Source organism: Agrobacterium sp. V1, from assembly GCF_030518355.1.
Taxonomy (GTDB): domain Bacteria; phylum Pseudomonadota; class Alphaproteobacteria; order Rhizobiales; family Rhizobiaceae; genus Agrobacterium; species Agrobacterium cucumeris.
The window spans coordinates 159,330-175,588 of record NZ_JAULSF010000002.1 but is presented as its reverse complement, the minus strand read 5'-3'; the positions used below and the strand labels follow the sequence as shown (position 1 = coordinate 175,588).

Sequence of the window (16,259 nt, the reverse complement as noted above, 5' to 3'; positions counted from 1 at the left end):
AAATCATTTCAATCGTTTCAATGAGTTAGCGTGCCATTTCCCTGCCCTGGAACTTCTGTTATCGGGAATTTATTGTGCCTTGGGAGAATAGCAAATGACCGAACGTCTCGAAGACATTGCAATCAAAATGGTCGCCGACGGCAAGGGCCTGCTCGCCGCCGACGAATCCACAGGAACGATCAAAAAGCGTTTCGACAGCATTAATCTGGAGTCCACCGAGACCGCCCGCCGCGACTATCGCGAGATGCTGTTCCGCTCCGACGACGCCATGAAGAAATACATCTCCGGCGTCATCCTTTACGAAGAAACCCTGTTCCAGAAGGCTGCCGATGGCACGCCTTTTGTTGACATCATCAAGGCCGCCGGCAGCCTGCCGGGCATCAAGGTGGATATCGGTGCAAAGCCGATGGCTTACCACCCGCATGAATTCATCACCGAAGGCCTCGACGGTCTTTACGAGCGTCTGCGCAAGTACCACGAGGCCGGCGCCCGTTTCGCCAAGTGGCGTGGCGTCATCACCATCGGTGAGCAGCGTCCGAGCTGGGGTTCGATCAAGGCTAACTCCCAGTCGCTCGCCCGTTACGCCGCTCTCTGCCAGCAGGCGGATATCGTGCCGATCGTGGAGCCTGAAGTGCTGATGGACGGCGAACCCGGCACGCACGACATCGATCGCTGTGCGGAAGTCACGCAATGGGTCCTCCAGACCGTGTTCGCGGATCTGTTCGACGCCCGCGTCAACCTTGAAGGCATGATCCTCAAGCCGAACATGATCATCGACGGCAAGAAGGCCCGCAAGGCTTCGGTCGAGGAAGTAGCGGAAAAGACCGTAAAGGTTCTGAAGGCCACCGTGCCCTCCGCCGTTCCGGGCATCGCCTTCCTTTCCGGCGGCCAGTCCTCCGAAGAAGCGACCGCGCATCTCTCCGCCATGAATTCCGGTTACGACCTGCCCTGGTCGCTGACCTATTCGTATGGCCGCGCGCTCCAGGACACCGCACTCAAGACATGGGGCGGCAAGCAGGAGAATGTCGCTGCCGGCCAGCGCGCCTTCACGCACCGCGCCGCCATGAACAGCCTTGCCGCCAAGGGCAACTGGAAGCTGGAACTCGAAAAGGCCGCATAAGGCGCTTCGACAGGCAGTCAAAACAATCAAAGCCGCCCCCGATGGGCGGCTTTTTCTTTACGGGCGCAGCAGAAGCGTCGCCGACCAGATGACAAAGGCGGCCACCGCTATCTTCCAGCAATCGCCTCTTTTCTTAAGGCCCGGCAGACCCAAAGGCCGGATGATCTGGACCACCATCGCCAGCAGTAAAAAAAGCCCGATCGCCTTTGTCATTTATTGAGCCTTTTCTTTATTTCTGCATCGTCACAGGCTGGACATTTTTACCGTTCACCAGAAGAGTGCAACTCATTCGGGTAATCCCGTTCTATGGCCTGTCCGACCGTCCGTCCGAACGCATGAGAGTGTCTTCATGAGCAGAAATCTTCTACCCGTATTCGCTCTTTTATCCAGCACTCTGTTTCTTTTTCTCGGGAACGGCCTTCAGGGCCTCGTGCTGCCGGTTCGCGGTTCGGCGGAAGGTTACTCCAATGAAATCCTGGGCTTTCTCGGCACCTCCTGGGCGGCCGGCTTCGTCATCGGCTGTTTCGTGGCGCCCGCCATCGTTCGCCGTGCAGGCCATGTGAGGGCCTTCGGCTCCTTCGTCGCGCTGATCTGCCTGACGGTGCTGATGACCGGCCTGATCGTCGATGATGTCTGGTGGATTGCCCTGCGCGCACTTACCGGCTTCTGCACCGCCGGCACCTCGATGATCATCGAAAGCTGGCTTAACGAGCGCGCCACCAATGAGAGCCGCGGCATGATCTTTTCGCTCTATATCGCCATTACGCTGCTCGGCGTCGTGGCAGGGCAGATGATCGTGCCGATGGGCGATATCAGCAATACCTCGCTGTTCATGATCTGCGGCATCATCTATTGCATCGCCATTCTGCCAGCCACGCTTTCCAAGGCGGCAAGCCCCCAACCCTTGCAGAAGGTCAGTCTGGATTTACCGGCGCTCTACCGCAATTCACCGGTCTCTTTCGTCGGCATTCTGATGATCGGCATCGCCAACGGCGCTTATGGTACGCTTGGCGCTGTTTTCGGCGCACGGGCCGGCCTTGACCCGACCATGATCGCCATCATGGTCTCCGTCACCATTTTCGTTGGCGCGCTGGCGCAGTTTCCGGCGGGTCGCCTCTCGGACCGGATAGACCGCCGTTACGTCCTTGCCGGGTTGGCCGGGCTCGGCGCGGTCGCGGGCCTTGCCGTCGCGGCGGTGCAACCACATGATGTCTATGTACTGATTGCCATGATCGCCGTTTATGGTGCCGCTGCCAACGCGCTCTATCCCATTGCCGTGGCCCACGCCAACGACTATGCCGCCTCGGAAGACTTCGTGAAGGTCTCCGGCGGGTTGCTGCTTCTTTACGGCATCGGCACCATTATCGGCCCGACACTCGGCGGCGCGGTCATGACCTATTCCGGTCCCTATGCGCTGTTTCTGGTCACGGCCGTGGCCCACGTGCTGATCACAGCATATGCCATCATCAGAAGCCGTCAGCGCGCCGCCCTTTCAACCGACGAGAAAGACAATTTCTCGACGATGATGCCAACCACACCTTCACCGCTTGTTACGCCGGAAAGTATTGCGCTTGACCCGCGCGCGCCGCAATATTCCGAAGACGATGGCGACTATGTGGAAAAAGGAGCAGGCATATGAGCCTCTTTGACGATGACCGCCCGCAAAAACCCGTGGTGCATGAGATCGGCAGCGATCTCAGCCTTCTTTCAGTCGATGAGCTGAGTAGCCGTATCGACCTTCTGGAGGCCGAAATCACCCGGCTGAAGGAGGAGAGGACCCGAAAATCCGCCGGCCGACTGGCGGCGGAGAACCTCTTCCGATCCTGACAGAAATTAAAGAAAAACCCGCAGTCAATGCCCTTCGGCGGCAAGCTGCAGCGTTGATGGTAAACGGGAATGAATATTCTGGCGCAGTCTTTCGTTTACCATTAACCAAAAATTAAGCTTTCTGAGAGATTACTATACATGTCCAGTTCTTCTGGACCTCAGGCATCTTCTCCATACGGCGAATTGGTCTGATTTTTCTCCCTGTTTTACCTTGAGAGCCGCTTTCGCGGCTCTTTTTTTACCGCGCACCGGTTTCGGTAAAACTGTGGGTATTAACCCTTCTTTAATAATTGCCTTGCGCATTTCGGGTAAAGATACCATCCTGAAAACACTAAAAGGCCGGAACAAAACATCCGAGTCTTCGTTGCCTGACAGTGTGGTGCGTGAGCAGGGATTTAAAGAAATGTCGGAACAGGTTTTAAATACCATAAGCTTTGCGGGGCGCGCTGCTGCTTCCAACCAGTTCAAAACCCTTTATACTGAGGGCATGACTTTGGTTGAGGAAACGGCAAGCTATCTCGATGGCGCCGGCCGCGTTGCCTCGAAAGTTTTGCCACGCATGGCTTCGGTCCTCTACGCAGCAGAATCGATGCGCCTCACCACCCGCCTCATGCAGATGGCCTCCTGGCTGCTTTTGCAGCGCGCCGTCAACAATGGCGAAATGACGCGGGACCAGGTTCTGAGCGAAAAGAGCAAGGTGCGTCTCGACAGCTTCAATGTCGACCGCAATGCGCCGGGCTGGAACGACCTGCCGGAATCTTTCCGCGACCTCATCGAACGGTCGCTGCGCCTCCAGAACCGCATCGCCCTTCTCGACCGCGAAATATACCGTCCGTCCGAAGCCACCAAGGTGCCGGACAACGAAAACAGCGTGCAGGCGCAGCTCAATCTTCTGCGCACGGCTTTCTCAATCAACTGAGAAAAGACGACCTTATCCGGACAATTTGAAAAGCAGGCTCATCGGCCTGCTTTTTTGTTTTGGTATTATGTCGAGTGAACGCCGCCACCAAAACAGGGCAATAAAAAAGCCCGGCAAAACCGGGCTTTTTTTAAACGATCCGTCCGCAAGTGGATCAGAGGCCGAGGCCGCCGAAACGCTTGTTGAACTTGGAAACGCGACCACCGCGGTCCATAAGCTGCTGGTTGCCGCCCGTCCATGCCGGATGGGACTTGGGGTCGATTTCAAGGTTCATGACAGCGCCTTCCGAACCCCAGGTGGAGCGGGTTTCGTATTCGGTGCCATCAGTCATGACCACCTTGATCGTGTGGTAAGCGGGATGGATATCAGCCTTCATGACAATCTTCCTGGTTAAGTGACGTGCGGTCCATTGCCGCAATTGCGTCAATTGAGCCATTTCAATAAATGAAGCCATAGACCAGATGGGCTATGGCTTCCCAATTCGATGCGGAGCCTATACATGAAGGTCGCCGAGATAACAAGAGCCTGCCATACCCTTGTGAAAGGAGATGGCCGCCAGGGCAGGAATTTTACCGCACGCCGGAAATCTTCTCCCTAAATGGCCGAAAATGGCATGGAACGAGGAGCATCAGGCACGTGGCAGACATAGACGAGCAGAAAGCGGCAAAACAGAGAAGCCTGAAGCCACTTCTCAGCCTGTTCCCCTATCTCAGGCGTTATCGCGGCCTGATGGCGGCGGCCCTTTTTGCGCTTGTTCTTTCTTCCGCCACCACACTGGCCCTGCCGCTTGCCGTTCGCCGCATCATCGACCACGGTTTTCAGACGCCGGATGGCGGCATGATCAACAGCTATTTCGCGGTGCTTCTGGCAATTGCCGTCCTGCTCGCGCTCGCCAGCGCCATGCGTTATTATTATGTCATGACCATCGGTGAGCGGGTTGTCGCTGATCTGCGTCGCGATGTCTTTGCCCACCTCACCACGTTGTCGCAACAGTTTTTCGATAGTAACCGCTCCGGCGAACTGACCTCGCGGCTGACCGCAGATACGGTGCAGATCCGCTCGGCTTTCGGTTCATCGGCCTCGGTGGCATTGCGCAACATCATCATGTGTTGTGGCGCAGTGGTGATGATGATCTATACCAGCCCCGGCCTTTCCGGCCTCGCGCTGCTCGCCATTCCCTTCATCGTTTTTCCGCTGATCGCTTTCGGACGGTCTGTTCGTGCCCGCTCCCGCACGACGCAGGATACGCTGGCCAATTCCGCCGCCTATGCGTCCGAGACGATTGCCGCAAGCCGCACCGTGCAGTCCTTCAATGCCGAAGCGCTGGCGAATGCCCGTTACGGCGCCTCCGTGGAAGCGGCCTATCAGGGTGCACGCGCGGCGATCGGCGCCCGCTCCATCCTCACCGCCGTCGCCATTGCGCTGGTCTTCGGCAGCGTTGTCGGCATTCTCTGGTATGGCGCGCAGAGCGTCCTTTCCGGCGGCATGACGGCAGGAACACTCGGCCAGTTCGTGCTTTATTCGGTGATTGCCGCCAGCGGCCTTGGCCAGCTCTCGGAAGTCTGGGGTGAGCTGGCACAGGCGGGTGGCGCTGCCGAACGGCTTTCCGAGCTGCTGAATGAGCGCTCGCCCGTGATCGAACCCACGGCACCTGTTGCCATGGTTGAGCCACCGCGCGGCGAGGCCGAATTTGAAAATGTCGATTTTGTCTATCCGCTGGCGGCGGGACGCCCAACCCTTTCCGGCCTTTCGTTCAAGGTCGGCACCGGCGAGACGGTGGCCATTGTCGGCCCATCCGGTGCTGGCAAGAGCACGGTGTTTTCGCTGCTGATGCGGTTTTACGATCCACAACAGGGCCGCATCACGGTTGATGGCGCTGATATTCGCGATGTCAGCCTGACCGATCTGCGCGCGCGCCTGTCCATTGTTCCGCAGGATGTGGCGATCTTTGCATCTTCCATTCACGATAATATCGCTTTCGGCCGGCCGCAGGCGACCCGCGAAGAGGTCCGCGCCGCCGCCATCGCCGCGCAGGCGGACAGTTTCATCGAACGCCTCACGGATGGTTATGACACGCAGGTGGGCGAGCGCGGTGTGACGCTTTCCGGCGGCCAGCGCCAGCGCATCGCCATTGCGCGCGCCATTTTACGCGACGCGCCGATCCTGCTTCTCGACGAAGCGACCTCGGCGCTCGATGCGGAAAGCGAAACGCTGGTGCAAAAGGCGCTCGATGAGTTGATGAACACCCGCACCACCATCGTCATCGCCCACCGCCTGGCCACCGTGCTGAAAGCCGACCGCATTCTGGTGATGGATGACGGCCGCATCATCGAGGAAGGCACGCATCAGAACCTCATTCGCCAGAATGGCCTTTATGCACGACTGGCCCGGCTGCAATTCCAAACCAGCCCGGATGAGCTGCGCGCCCAGGCCTGAGCCGTTTAAGCCAGTACGCTGCGCCCCGCAACGCGGCCTGAAAACAAACATCCGCCAAGAAATGTGCCTTCGAGCGCATTATAGCCATGCATGCCGCCGCCGCCAAAACCGGCCACTTCACCGGCGGCATAAAGGCCCGGCACCGGCTCACCGGCAGCATCCAGCACCCGCGCCTCAAGGTCGGTATGCAGGCCACCAAGCGTTTTGCGCGTCAGCACATGCAGGCGCACCGCGATCAACGGCCCCATCGCCGGGTCGAGCAAGCGGTGTGGTTTTGCCGTCCGCATCAGCTTGTCGCCGAGATAACGGCGTGCGCCATGGATCGCGATTACCTGCGCATCCTTGCTGAAACCATTCACGATTTCCCGGTCACGCGCTTCAATCTGCCGGCGGATGTGATCGATATCCAGCCGCGCGTCGCCGCTGATGGCGTTCATCGCTGTCACAAGCTCTTCCAACGTATCGCGGACAGCGAAATCCTCACCGCGCTCCATGAAAGCCCGCACCGGTCCCGGCGGCTCCTTGCCCAACCGCTTGAGCAGCAGCCGCACATCCTTGCCCGTCAGATCCGGATTTTGCTCGGAGCCGGAAAGCGCGAATTCCTTCTTGATGATCGCCTTGGTCAGAATGAACCAGCTATGACCGCTGCCGCGCTCGCCCAGCATTTTTAGCGTGCCGAGCGTATCGAAGCCCGGCATGGCGGGGGCGGCAAGACGGTTTCCATCCGCATCACACCAGAAGGATGAGGGGCCGGGCAGGATGCGGATACCGTGACCCGGCCAGATCGGATCGTGGTTCTTCACGCCTTCCGTGTAATGCCACATGCGATCTGGGTTGATGACGGCGCCGCCCGCCGCCTCGGTGATCGCGATCATGCGGCCATCCACATGTGCCGGCACGCCGCAGACCATATCTGCCGGAGGCTTGCCCAGCCGCTCCACCGGCCAGTTGCGCCTTACCAGCTCCTGATTACCGCCAATGCCACCGGAACTGACAATAACGGCCGAGGCCGAAAGGGTGAAATCACCCTCAACTTCGCGGCTGCTCCGTTGCCCGCGCAACACCGGATCCGTTGCAAGGACCGCCCCGGAAACGCCAGTCACCCGGCCATTGGTCATATCCAGATGGTCAACGCGGTGGCGGAAACGAAAGGTGAGCCGGCCATTTGCCGCCATGGCCTTCGCCTTTTCGACGAAAGGTGCCAGCACGCCAGGGCCGGTTCCCCAGGTGACATGAAACCGCGGAACGGAATTGCCGTGACCATCGGCAAGCGCTCCGCCGCGTTCAGCCCAGCCGACCACGGGAAACCAGCGCATGCCCATCCGGTGCAACCATTCGCGCTTCTCGCCAGCCGCAAAATCCAGATAGGCTTCCGCCCAGCGGCGCGGCCAGTGATCCTCGGGACGGTCGAAACCGGCCGAACCGAACCAGTCCTGCCTTGCGAGATCGAGATTGTCACGCACCCGCATCCGACGCTGCTCGGGGCTATCGACAAAAAACAAACCACCCAGCGACCAGAAGGCCTGTCCGCCAAGGTTCTGCTCGCCCTCCTGATCCACGACACAGACGCTCAGTCCTCGCTCGACCGCCTCGGTCGCCGCCACCAGCCCGGCAAGCCCCGCACCGACGATGATCACATCATATCGCTCCATCAACCCCTCCCAGACATGACGGAATTACCTTTACGCGAACGTAAATTTACTTCCGCCGGAAGGCAACCACCATGATGTGGCGGCGATGTCAGCGTTCGGTGAGCTTGAGTTCGATACGACGGTTCTGCTGGCGGGCTTCCGGCGTATCGCCTTCGGCAATCGGCTGAAACTCGCCAAAGCCAGCGGCAACCAGCCGGTTTGCCGGCACGCCCCTGGAGATCAGGAATTTCACCACCGAGGTGGCGCGGGCCGAGGAAAGTTCCCAATTGTCGCGGAAACGGCCGGAGCCGGAAAGCTGAACATTGTCCGTATGACCATCCACACGCAGGACCCAGTTGATCTCGGCCGGGATTTCCTTGGCGAGATCGATCAGCGCGGCCGCCAGTTTCTCCATTTCCGCCTGCCCGGCAGGATTGAGGTCATTGCCGCCGGAAGGAAACAGCACTTCGGACTGGAAAACGAAGCGGTCGCCGACGATGCGGATATTTTCGCGATCCGAGAGGATTTCGCGCAGTCGGCCGAAGAAATCCGAACGATAGCGGTTCAGTTCCTGCACCCGCTGTGCCAGCGCGACATTGAGGCGGCGGCCGAGATCGGCAATCTTGACCTGAGACGAGGTATCCTTGGCTTCCGATGCCTGCAGGGCGGCTTCCACAGAAGCGATCTGCGCCCTCAGCGCCGCAATCTGCTGGTTGAGCAATTCGATCTGCGCAGACGCACGGGAGTTGGCCTGCTTCTGGTCATCCAGCTCGCCGGTCAGGCTGCCGATCCGGGCATTGGCGTTGGCATTGCTGCCCGATCCCGCATCGAGAAGCGCCTGCAGGCGCGAACGCTCATTTTCCGATGAGGCGAGCGTCGATTGCAGGCTTGCCAGCGCGTCCTCGATATCCTGCTTGTTGCCTTTTTCCATGGCCAGAAGTTCGGTCAATTCGGCAATCTGGCTGTTGAGGCGCGTCAGCACCTCGTCCTTGCCGGTAATTTCCCGCGACAGGACAAACTGCGCCAGCACGAAGACGGTCAGCAGAAACATGATGGCCATGAGCAGCGTCGACAGCGCATCGACGAAACCCGGCCAATAATCCACACCCCTGTCGCGGCGGCGGTTGCGCGCAAGCGCCATGGCTACTCGCTCCCGTTATCGTGCCGGGTGCGTCCGGAGGATTTTGTTTCGCTGTCAATGCGCGTCGACAGCCGGTCGAGCGTGCGGCGAAGCGATTTCGATTCTTCCTGTTGCGCCTCGATCCAGTCGCGCAGCATCTGCTGTTCGCTGCGCATATTCTTGACGAGGCCCTGAATACCTTCGGCAAGGCTGGTCATGGCCGCAAGCGAACGCTCGGTGCTGACCATGGCGCCGGCTTCAGCCTTGAATTCCCTTGGGCCCTCCACCGTCGTATCGGTGACAGAAGACAGCCAGTTTTCAAGCTGTGTATAAAAGCGGTTCTGGGCGCGGCCAGCCTGAAGATCGAGAAAACCGAGGATCAGCGAACCCGAAAGACCCAGAAGCGATGAAGAAAACGCCGTTCCCATGCCGGCAAGCGGTGCTGTGAGACCCGCTTTGAGCGAGCTTAGAATATCATTGCTGTCGCCGGCGCTCGGATCAAGCGACTGGATGACATTGCTGATGGCGCCGATGGTGCCGATCAGGCCCCAGAAGGTACCGAGCAGACCGAGAAACACCAGAAGGCCGACGAGATAACGCGATGTGTCACGCGATTCATCAAGACGCGTCCCTATGGAATCGAGGATGGTCCGCTGCGTGACGGTGGAAAGCCTAACCTCGCCGCGCTTGCCGATCAGCGTGCTCATGGGGGCAAGCAGTTTGGGCGCACGGCCGACCTTTTCGACGCTGCCGGCAGCGCGGAAGGCATTAAACCAGCGTACTTCAGAGCGCAGGCTCATGGTCTGGGTAAACACCAGAATGATGCCGATGGCCAAAACGCCGAGAATGAAGCCGTTGAGACCGGGATTGGTCATGAAGGCGGTGTGCGCCTGCCGGTAAAGAATCGCCGCCAGGAAGCCGACGAGGATCAGAAACAGAACCATCGTCCACAGAAACGGTGTGGGGCTGGACAGCTTGTGGCTGTATTGCCGCGTGGTCACCGGTTTCTCGACTCCGAGATCAAGTAACTCCGAATCCGCCATAACGTTCGCATTCCCTTCGGTCACGTATCTAGCGGAAGCTATTTGAAAATTGCGACGATTTGAAGCGAAAAGCCGGTCTTTCGTCACAGGCATTTTACAAAACCGGAAGCGGACCGTGCGCAGAAAAACAAAAACGCCCGGCAAGGGTTCGCCGGGCGCCTGAAACTTGCATTAAACGGCAGGTTTTCTGCCGAAATCGATCAGCGGCCCGGTATCGGGCGGTTGGCGACTTCCACAAGCGACTTGTGGATATATTCATTTCCGGCTGCAACCGTGCCGCTGCCGAAGATATCCGTGCCGCCCTTGATGTCGGAAGCGAAACCGCCGGCCTCACGAATCAGCACCAGACCGGCTGCCATGTCCCACGGAGAAAGCTCGGCTTCCCAGAAGCCATCGAGCCGGCCCGCTGCCACATAGGCGAGATCGAGTGCTGCAGCGCCCATACGGCGGATGCCGGCGGCCTCGCCCATGACGTGGCGAAGCTCGACGAGGAATTTGCCATGATTGCCGCGGCCAAGATGCGGAACGCCGCAGCCGATGACGCAATCGGTCAGCGCTTTACGCGCAGCAACGCGAATGCGGCGATCATTGAGGAACGCACCGCCGCCACGCTCGGCGGTGTAGAGTTCGTCGGTGGCCGGATTGAAGATCACGCCGGCGACAACTTCACCATTGCGCTCGAGTGCGATGGAAACGGCGAAATGCGGAATGCCGTGCAGGAAGTTGGTGGTGCCATCAAGCGGATCGACGATCCAGCGATGCGCGCCATCCGTGCCCTTTTCCTCGCCGCCTTCTTCGCCCAGAAAATCGTAGGTCGGGCGGGCTTTCATCAGCTCGTCGCGTACGATCTTTTCGGCTTTAAGGTCCGCCTGCGAGACGAAATCGCTCGGTCCCTTGACCGAAACCTGAAGGTTCTGCACTTCACCGAAGTCACGCGACAAAGACTTACCCGCCTTGATGGCGGCCTGAACCATGACATTGAGAAGGGCTGAACGGGCCATCGAATTTGTTTCCTGGAAAGCTTGCGAACCGCCCGAAAGCGCATCGGGCAGGCACGTCATTATTTTCTTGAATTGAAAGTTTGCGGTTCAAGACCACAAAACGCGCGGAAATTCAAGGCAAAAAGCCCGCACCGGCCAGCCGGCACCGGAAGATCGGGCCTGCATCACGTCGGGCGGAAACGATTTGCGGCCTCTATCCCCTTTTTCTGCTGCTCGTCGGTGATGCCGAGATAAAAATCCTCTAGAGCCGGATCCTTCAACCCGGCACGGCGGGAGAGCACATACCATTTGGCCGCCTCCACCGGATCTGGCCGGGTGCCGAGCGCCTGAATGTAAAGATGCGCCACCTTGTTCTGCGCAATGACATTGCCACGCTGCGCTGCGCCATAAAGCCAGCGGAAGCCCTCTTCCAGATTTCTTTCGCCACCGAAACCGTTGACCAGCCAGATGCCGAGATCGACCTGCGCGGTATCGTATCCTGCCTTTGCGGCCCGCATCAGCCAATCCCGCGCCTTGGCCTTCTTGTCTGCCGGCACATCCTTGACCGACCAGTAAATCTGCGACACCGCATATTGCGCGTCGGCAATGCCCTGCTCGGCGGATTTTTCATAGAATGGCATGGCCATCAGAAGGCCCTTGGCGCCGGGATTTTCCGAAACCAGTATCTGCCCCCAGTTGAACTGGGCGGACGCATTGCCGGCTTCCGCCGCCCGGCGCATGAAATCGTCGGCCTTGACCTTGTCGCGGGTAACGAATTTGCCTTCCATCAGGATAAGGGCGAATTTGAACATGGCGACGGGATCGCCACCCTGCGCCGCCTGCTGATACCAGAAGGCCGAGGTCTTCTCATCGCGGGCGATACCGAGGCCGCGCGACATCATTTCGGCCACCAGCGTCTGCGCGGACGCATCGCCGTTTTGCGCGCGGCTCAGCGCTTTGTCGAGCGCCTGCACATATTCGCCGCGCTGGAAATGCCCGTAGGCCTCATCTATCCTGCCCTTGAATTCCTTCTCAGGCGGCAGTGCCGGCAGGTCTGCGCCCATGCGCTGATAGACATTGACGCCCTGCGACGGCTGCAGATCCTTCTGCTCCTCGGATTGCACCCTGCCCTGACGGGAAGGCTGCGCCTCATCTTCCATCTGGCGGGAGAGCGCATTGCTCTCGCTTTGCGGCCCGGATTGAGCAAAGGCAACGCCCGCCGGTGCACCAAAAGCAAGCGCCAGCAGCGAAACGGAAAAGCAGAAAGGAACCGAGCGCATGAACATCGCCTGTATCAACCGCCAAACCGTGGCGCTTTTTCGTCAAGCAAAGCGTTGATTTCAGAAACCGCCTGGGCGGCACCGGCGTCATTGTCGAAAACGCCGCTGCGCATCGCCACAAATTCCACGCCGGTTTCAGCCACGGCAACCACCGAGGACGGATCCGTGCCGCCCATGACGATGGCCGGGATTTCGATCATCGACGCCCACCACTCGCCAAGCGCCAGGTTTTTGGGATGGGCCTCCGGCTTTATGTCACCCTCCAGCTTGCCAAAAAAGACGTAGTCCGGGTTGGCCTCACCCATCTCCAGAGCCTTGTGGCGGTCGTCCGCATTGCCGCCGCCGACAATCAGTTTCGGCGTAAAGTTTTCCACGGCCTCGGCAAGCGCCTCGGCATTACCAGCCACATGCAGGCCATCCGCCTTCACGCGGCTGGCGACGCGGCTGTCGCCGGCGATGAGAGCGGCAGCACCCGCTTTTTGAACGATCGGCACAATGAGTTCGGCCCACTTCTGGAAAGACGCGTCATCCAGATCGTATTGCGGAATGATGACGGAGGCCACATCGCCTCCCCGCAATGCGTCTTCCAAATCTGCCGCCTGTTTTTGCGCATCGCCCGATTGCGGGACGATCAGGACAAGGCGGCAACGGTCTTCAACTATGGTCATCGGTTCGTCCATTTCAGGCAGAAGACACTTCCGTAGCGATCTGCACTCGTTTTGATATGATAAATCCGATAAACCGGACCGGCGAAAGGATCAACCATCCATCCATGCTGACCGATTTTCATTTTTTTCTCGTCGCCATTCCCGCAGTCGTGCTTGTCGGCCTTTCCAAGGGTGGGCTGGGCGGCGCGCTGGCACTGATGGGCGTGCCGCTTATGGCACTGGCGATCCCGCCCGTGCAGGCGTCGGCTATCTTCCTGCCGATCCTGATCGTCATGGATCTCGTGGCGCTTTGGGCGTGGCGGCACCATAACCATCGTCAAACACTCCTCATCATGTTACCGGGCGCAATCGCCGGCATCACACTCGGTTGGGCCACCTCCAGCCTCATATCGGCAGACGCCATGCGCCTTGTCGTCGCCTCGGTAACCATCCTCTTCGTCATGCGCTATTTTTACGAGAGCTTCAAAAGCCGAAGGGGGCAGGCAATCCCGGCCAAACCGCAACGACCGGCGGCCGCGACGCTCTGGTCCAGCCTGTCGGGTTATGCGAGTTTCGTGGCCCATGCGGGCGGGCCGCCCTTCCAGATCTACGTCCTGCCGCTAAAACTGGATCCCAAAACCTATACCGGCATGAGCGTGCGTTTCTTCGCCATCATGAATGCGATCAAGCTCATCCCCTATTTTGCGCTGGGCGCGCTTGACGCCACCAACCTCAAGACATCAGCAAGCCTGTTGCCCGTGGCGATGCTGGCGACACTCGCTGGCGCCAAAGTGGTGAAATACATGAAACCATCCGTGTTTTATCCGCTCATGTATACGATGGCGCTTATCGCCGCATCGAAGCTGCTATGGGACGGGTTGCCGCTTTAGCCTGCCAGCCAATAAAAAGCCCCGACTGCACCACAGGTGCTGCCGGGGCCGAAAGAGAACAAACCGTCAGTCCTTCATTTCATCAAAGGCTGCGGTGTAGCTTATTCCATTCAATGCCTAGTGGAGGCTCTAAGCCTCTGCAATTCATCCTTCAGGCGCAGTTTACGACGTTTGAGGTCGGCAATCTCCGTATCGTCCGAAGACGGGGAAGCAAGAATACTTTCGAGCTGCTCCTCCAGAGCGCCGTGTTTCTTTTCGAGCGATGCAATATGAGCCTGAATGGTCATGCGGCACGTCCTTCCTTTTTTAAACCTACCTCCAGCTCTCCATCGCTGGAGTTTCAGGTTTGCGACGACAATGTGACATGGATTAACGATATTGTCGAAGGCGAAATGAAGGCAATAAGTGGGCAATTTGGTCGCAAGGGATAACTTCCCGTTACCGCGATTTGATGATAGAGGCTCGTGAACGATGACATACGCGCCGGAGGCTATCCGGCTGGCATAAAATGGGGATGACAAGATGCCCGATCAGGACCAGGCGGACATCAGGCTCACGCTGGCGCGGCTGCGCCAGGAGCATGAGGACTATGACGCGGCGATCAACGCGATGATCCAGACCAGCTGCGATGCGCTGCGGATACAGCGCATGAAAAAGAAGAAGCTGGCCGTCAAGGACAAGATGACCCAGATCGAAGATCAGGTCATTCCCGATATCATCGCCTGATCCGGAGAAATCACGTGACAGCAGAAACACCCCCCGTCGCCATCATCATGGGCAGCCAGTCGGACTGGGAGACCATGAAGAACGCCGCCGATACGCTTGATGCGCTTGATGTCGAATATGAAGCGCGCATCATTTCCGCCCACCGCACGCCGGACCGGCTTTATGATTTCGCCAATGGCGCCAAAGACGAAGGCTTCAAGGTCATCATCGCAGGTGCTGGCGGGGCCGCCCACCTGCCGGGCATGACGGCCGCCATGACGCCGCTGCCCGTCTTCGGCGTTCCGGTACAGTCCAAGACCATGTCCGGACAGGACAGCCTCTACTCCATCGTGCAGATGCCGGCCGGCATTCCCGTCGGCACGCTTGCCATCGGCAAGGCAGGCGCCATCAATGCCGCACTTCTGGCGGCTGCGGTTCTCGCGCTTGGTGACGAGGATCTGGCCGACCGGCTGGATGCATGGCGCGCGCGCCAGTCGGCAGCCGTCGCCGAATATCCGATGGACAGCGCCCAGTGATGGCGAAGATGAATGATCTGACCATCGGCATCATTGGCGGCGGGCAGCTTGGCCGCATGCTGGCGATGGCGGCGGCGCGCCTCAACCACCGTACCATCGTGCTGGAGCCGCAGGCTGATTGCCCGGCCGCCCAGGTTTGCAACGACCAGATCGTCGCGAATTATGACGATGAAAGCGCCCTTGCGGAACTCGCTCGTCGCTGCGATGTCGTGACCTATGAATTCGAGAACGTGCCTGTGGCGGCAGCCGAAACGCTCGCCGCCTCCGTTCCCGTCTATCCGCCGCCGCAGGCGCTCAACGCCTCGCAGGACCGGCTGACGGAGAAGCGCTTCCTCAACGGTTGCGGCATTCCGACGGCCGATTTTCGCGCCATCGACAGCCAGGAAGAACTGGAGGCCGCCCTGGCAGCTTTTGGTGGCAAGGGCGTGCTGAAAACCCGCCGCATGGGCTATGACGGCAAAGGACAGCGCCTGTTCCGCGGTGGCGAGGACAGCGCAGGTGCTTTCGACGCGCTCGGTGGCGTGCCGCTCATCCTTGAGAGCTTCGTCGCCTTCGAGCGGGAAATATCGATCATCGCCGCTCGCTTCAGGGACGGCACCGTCGTCTGCTACGATCCGGCTGAAAACGTCCATCTGAACGGCATTCTGCACACATCGACCGTGCCGGCTGCGCTCTCGAAAGCGGCTGCGGCAGTTTCCGTCCAGTCTGCGGAGAAGCTTCTGGCGGCGCTGGATTATGTCGGCGTCATCGGCATCGAATTCTTCGTGCTGCCCGATGGCTCTCTGGTTGCCAATGAGATGGCGCCGCGCGTGCACAATACCGGCCACTGGACGGAAGCCGCCTGTGTGATCTCGCAATTCGAGCAACATATACGGGCAGTGTCCGGTCTTGCGCCCGGCAGCGCGGCCCGTCATTCGGATTGCGTCATGACCAACCTCATCGGTGACGACATTGATGATGTTCCGTCATGGCTGTCGAAAAAAGACTGTCTCGTGCACCTCTACGGCAAGACGGAAGCACGTCCCGGCCGCAAGATGGGCCACGTGACCGAGCTTTTGCACACAGGAAAAGCCTCAGTCTTTTAAGGCAAAAACACCTGCAAGTGTTGACAGGCAGGGGTCAAAC

The 16,259-nt window shown here is 59.3% G+C and carries 18 protein-coding genes; 9 read left to right on the top strand and 9 right to left on the bottom strand.

The window, feature by feature from the left end; genetic code table 11:
• The first annotated feature begins 94 nt into the window (after positions 1–94).
• Positions 95–1,120 carry a class I fructose-bisphosphate aldolase gene (locus QSV77_RS14960; protein ID WP_142841549.1) on the top strand — a complete coding sequence of 342 codons (1,026 nt, stop codon included), beginning with the start codon at positions 95–97 and terminating at the stop codon, positions 1,118–1,120.
• A gap of 57 nt (positions 1,121–1,177) precedes the next feature.
• Here QSV77_RS14960 and QSV77_RS14955 read toward each other — a convergent pair whose 3' ends face one another.
• Positions 1,178–1,333, bottom strand: a complete 156-nt coding sequence (locus tag QSV77_RS14955; protein ID WP_003497629.1) for a hypothetical protein — start codon at positions 1,331–1,333, stop codon at positions 1,178–1,180.
• A gap of 136 nt (positions 1,334–1,469) precedes the next feature.
• Here QSV77_RS14955 and QSV77_RS14950 point away from each other — a divergent pair, with 136 nt between their 5' ends.
• The 3 genes from QSV77_RS14950 to QSV77_RS14940 all read left to right on the top strand — a co-directional run bounded on the left by QSV77_RS14950 (position 1,470) and on the right by QSV77_RS14940 (position 3,866).
• Positions 1,470–2,759, top strand: a complete 1,290-nt coding sequence (locus tag QSV77_RS14950; protein WP_142841550.1) for an MFS transporter — start codon at positions 1,470–1,472, stop codon at positions 2,757–2,759.
• Positions 2,756–2,947 (top strand): DUF1192 domain-containing protein, encoded by a 192-nt coding sequence (locus QSV77_RS14945; RefSeq protein WP_302734083.1) that lies wholly within the window; start codon positions 2,756–2,758, stop codon positions 2,945–2,947. The genes QSV77_RS14950 and QSV77_RS14945 overlap by 4 nt, the downstream gene beginning before the upstream one ends.
• Before the next feature lie 403 nt (positions 2,948–3,350).
• Entirely contained in the window at positions 3,351–3,866 is a 516-nt protein-coding gene (locus QSV77_RS14940) for a DUF1465 family protein (protein ID WP_137087995.1), read from the top strand.
• A gap of 154 nt (positions 3,867–4,020) precedes the next feature.
• Here the strand turns inward: QSV77_RS14940 and rpmE are convergent, their stop codons facing one another.
• Complete coding sequence (rpmE, locus tag QSV77_RS14935; RefSeq protein ID WP_003506183.1) at positions 4,021–4,242, bottom strand: 50S ribosomal protein L31; 222 nt, start codon at positions 4,240–4,242, stop codon at positions 4,021–4,023.
• 260 nt (positions 4,243–4,502) lie between these two features.
• Here rpmE and QSV77_RS14930 point away from each other — a divergent pair, with 260 nt between their 5' ends.
• Entirely contained in the window at positions 4,503–6,302 is a 1,800-nt protein-coding gene (locus QSV77_RS14930) for an ABC transporter transmembrane domain-containing protein (RefSeq protein ID WP_302734082.1), read from the top strand.
• 5 nt (positions 6,303–6,307) lie between these two features.
• On the opposite strand, the gene QSV77_RS14925 is transcribed toward QSV77_RS14930, so the two are convergent.
• The 6 genes from QSV77_RS14925 to QSV77_RS14900 all read right to left on the bottom strand — a co-directional run bounded on the left by QSV77_RS14925 (position 6,308) and on the right by QSV77_RS14900 (position 13,024).
• Positions 6,308–7,954: an FAD-binding dehydrogenase gene (locus tag QSV77_RS14925; protein WP_302734081.1), complete on the bottom strand. Its 1,647-nt coding sequence runs from the start codon at positions 7,952–7,954 to the stop codon at positions 6,308–6,310.
• An 88-nt stretch (positions 7,955–8,042) separates the two neighbouring features.
• The gene (locus tag QSV77_RS14920; RefSeq protein ID WP_302734079.1) at positions 8,043–9,074 is read right to left on the bottom strand and encodes a peptidoglycan -binding protein; all 1,032 of its coding nucleotides are present in this window, start codon (positions 9,072–9,074) and stop codon (positions 8,043–8,045) included.
• A gap of 2 nt (positions 9,075–9,076) precedes the next feature.
• Positions 9,077–10,096: a flagellar motor protein MotA gene (locus QSV77_RS14915; protein ID WP_142841556.1), complete on the bottom strand. Its 1,020-nt coding sequence runs from the start codon at positions 10,094–10,096 to the stop codon at positions 9,077–9,079.
• 200 nt (positions 10,097–10,296) lie between these two features.
• Positions 10,297–11,097, bottom strand: a complete 801-nt coding sequence (locus tag QSV77_RS14910; protein ID WP_142841557.1) for an inositol monophosphatase family protein — start codon at positions 11,095–11,097, stop codon at positions 10,297–10,299.
• A 164-nt stretch (positions 11,098–11,261) separates the two neighbouring features.
• The gene (locus QSV77_RS14905) at positions 11,262–12,362 is read right to left on the bottom strand and encodes a tetratricopeptide repeat protein (RefSeq protein WP_161991346.1); all 1,101 of its coding nucleotides are present in this window, start codon (positions 12,360–12,362) and stop codon (positions 11,262–11,264) included.
• Positions 12,363–12,370: 8 nt separating this feature from the next.
• Positions 12,371–13,024 carry a thiamine phosphate synthase gene (locus QSV77_RS14900; RefSeq protein WP_302734077.1) on the bottom strand — a complete coding sequence of 218 codons (654 nt, stop codon included), beginning with the start codon at positions 13,022–13,024 and terminating at the stop codon, positions 12,371–12,373.
• Between the two features lie 104 nt (positions 13,025–13,128).
• Here QSV77_RS14900 and QSV77_RS14895 point away from each other — a divergent pair, with 104 nt between their 5' ends.
• Positions 13,129–13,893 (top strand): sulfite exporter TauE/SafE family protein, encoded by a 765-nt coding sequence (locus tag QSV77_RS14895; protein WP_302734076.1) that lies wholly within the window; start codon positions 13,129–13,131, stop codon positions 13,891–13,893.
• 110 nt (positions 13,894–14,003) lie between these two features.
• On the opposite strand, the gene QSV77_RS14890 is transcribed toward QSV77_RS14895, so the two are convergent.
• The gene (locus QSV77_RS14890) at positions 14,004–14,180 is read right to left on the bottom strand and encodes a YdcH family protein (protein ID WP_142841561.1); all 177 of its coding nucleotides are present in this window, start codon (positions 14,178–14,180) and stop codon (positions 14,004–14,006) included.
• Between the two features lie 235 nt (positions 14,181–14,415).
• Here QSV77_RS14890 and QSV77_RS14885 point away from each other — a divergent pair, with 235 nt between their 5' ends.
• From QSV77_RS14885 to QSV77_RS14875, 3 genes are read left to right on the top strand one after another with little or no spacing between them, the layout of a single operon-like run.
• Positions 14,416–14,619, top strand: coding sequence for a YdcH family protein (locus QSV77_RS14885; protein WP_006314698.1), 204 nt, complete (start codon positions 14,416–14,418; stop codon positions 14,617–14,619).
• Between the two features lie 47 nt (positions 14,620–14,666).
• Positions 14,667–15,134, top strand: a complete 468-nt coding sequence (gene purE / locus QSV77_RS14880; protein WP_034501985.1) for a 5-(carboxyamino)imidazole ribonucleotide mutase — start codon at positions 14,667–14,669, stop codon at positions 15,132–15,134.
• Complete coding sequence (locus tag QSV77_RS14875; RefSeq protein ID WP_302734074.1) at positions 15,134–16,219, top strand: 5-(carboxyamino)imidazole ribonucleotide synthase; 1,086 nt, start codon at positions 15,134–15,136, stop codon at positions 16,217–16,219. The genes purE and QSV77_RS14875 overlap by 1 nt, the downstream gene beginning before the upstream one ends.
• Positions 16,220–16,259 lie beyond the last annotated feature (40 nt).

Coding starts and splice junctions, on each gene's coding strand:
- rpmE (WP_003506183.1), bottom strand. CDS start 4,242: ATGAAGGCTGATATCCATCCCGCTTACCACACGATCAAGGTGGTCATG.
- QSV77_RS14885 (WP_006314698.1), top strand. CDS start 14,416: ATGCCCGATCAGGACCAGGCGGACATCAGGCTCACGCTGGCGCGGCTG.
- QSV77_RS14940 (WP_137087995.1), top strand. CDS start 3,351: ATGTCGGAACAGGTTTTAAATACCATAAGCTTTGCGGGGCGCGCTGCT.
- QSV77_RS14915 (WP_142841556.1), bottom strand. CDS start 10,096: ATGGCGGATTCGGAGTTACTTGATCTCGGAGTCGAGAAACCGGTGACC.
- QSV77_RS14960 (WP_142841549.1), top strand. CDS start 95: ATGACCGAACGTCTCGAAGACATTGCAATCAAAATGGTCGCCGACGGC.
- QSV77_RS14875 (WP_302734074.1), top strand. CDS start 15,134: ATGGCGAAGATGAATGATCTGACCATCGGCATCATTGGCGGCGGGCAG.
- QSV77_RS14945 (WP_302734083.1), top strand. CDS start 2,756: ATGAGCCTCTTTGACGATGACCGCCCGCAAAAACCCGTGGTGCATGAG.
- QSV77_RS14910 (WP_142841557.1), bottom strand. CDS start 11,097: ATGGCCCGTTCAGCCCTTCTCAATGTCATGGTTCAGGCCGCCATCAAG.
- QSV77_RS14890 (WP_142841561.1), bottom strand. CDS start 14,180: ATGACCATTCAGGCTCATATTGCATCGCTCGAAAAGAAACACGGCGCT.
- QSV77_RS14900 (WP_302734077.1), bottom strand. CDS start 13,024: ATGACCATAGTTGAAGACCGTTGCCGCCTTGTCCTGATCGTCCCGCAA.
- QSV77_RS14895 (WP_302734076.1), top strand. CDS start 13,129: ATGCTGACCGATTTTCATTTTTTTCTCGTCGCCATTCCCGCAGTCGTG.
- QSV77_RS14955 (WP_003497629.1), bottom strand. CDS start 1,333: ATGACAAAGGCGATCGGGCTTTTTTTACTGCTGGCGATGGTGGTCCAG.
- QSV77_RS14920 (WP_302734079.1), bottom strand. CDS start 9,074: ATGGCGCTTGCGCGCAACCGCCGCCGCGACAGGGGTGTGGATTATTGG.
- purE (WP_034501985.1), top strand. CDS start 14,667: ATGGGCAGCCAGTCGGACTGGGAGACCATGAAGAACGCCGCCGATACG.
- QSV77_RS14905 (WP_161991346.1), bottom strand. CDS start 12,362: ATGTTCATGCGCTCGGTTCCTTTCTGCTTTTCCGTTTCGCTGCTGGCG.
- QSV77_RS14950 (WP_142841550.1), top strand. CDS start 1,470: ATGAGCAGAAATCTTCTACCCGTATTCGCTCTTTTATCCAGCACTCTG.
- QSV77_RS14925 (WP_302734081.1), bottom strand. CDS start 7,954: ATGGAGCGATATGATGTGATCATCGTCGGTGCGGGGCTTGCCGGGCTG.